Annotated in this window: 1 pseudogene; it reads left to right on the top strand. The window is 27.8% G+C overall.

Features of this window, described 5'->3' with window-relative positions:
• A pseudogene (locus KGF42_RS19060) lies at window positions 1-995 on the top strand (hypothetical protein); the annotation flags it as partial.

Genomic DNA, 995 nt, shown 5'->3' with positions numbered 1-995 from the left:
GGAACAGATGGCTCGCTTGGTTCTAAGAGTAGAGGGTTTGGTATAGATTATACAATAACAAATGAAGATAGTTACACATACACAGTAAAAGCATATTTAAATGATGTTTTGTTTGATACGAAGCAAGTGGTAAAAGATACTCAATATATTATAAATGTGCCTGATTCCCTTGTCTTGTCACTTCAATTAAACTCTACTAATAAGATTAAAATAGAAGTTACAGGTGGCTATGGGGTATCTGCTATTTATAGAAATTATACATTTACAAAATCTAATAATGCACCAAGCATAAGCGGGACAAATGAAAATATAGGGAATAAAAGTAAGGGATTTACTTTAAAGTACACAGTAAATGACTTAGATTACAGAGATACAGTAAATGTTGTTACTAAACTTAATTCTACTATTTTAGAAAATATCACAAATATAGAGAAAAATAGAGAAAAGGAAATTACGTTAACAGATGAAAGAGTATTAGCTCTTCCAATTGGTTCTAGTAATATAATAAGTATTGTTGCTACAGATAATAACGGAGCTAGTACAACAAGAACATATACATTTACTAGGAGTAATAATTTACCTCAAATAACAGTAAATGAATTTAATAGTACACAAGTAAAATTCATAGTATCAGATTTAGACAATAATTTAAATAAGATAGAAGTATTTCTAGATGATACTTTAAAAGAAACAATAACAACAGATTTAACAGTAGAGAAAACAATTAACTACACATTAGAAGATAACGCAATACACACAATTAAGATAAAAGTAACAGATGCGAATGGAGTAAATGAAAAATTAGTAAGTGTATCAAACGGAGTTCAACCACCACAAGATGATGATTCACTCAAGGATATAGCAAATGCTGTATCAATAATAAAAGATAGTTTTTTAAATGGGAAAACACATATTATTAATAAATTAGCATTAAAAAATATAAATGCTACATTAAATAACACATTAGTAGAAATAGGAGAAATGATAGGTATAGC

Origin of the sequence: Clostridioides sp. ZZV15-6383 (assembly GCF_020657735.1) — a bacterium.
Classification (GTDB): domain Bacteria; phylum Bacillota; class Clostridia; order Peptostreptococcales; family Peptostreptococcaceae; genus Clostridioides; species Clostridioides difficile_D.
The sequence above is the reverse complement of the archived record's forward strand: the minus strand, read 5'-3'. Positions and strand labels throughout refer to the sequence as shown.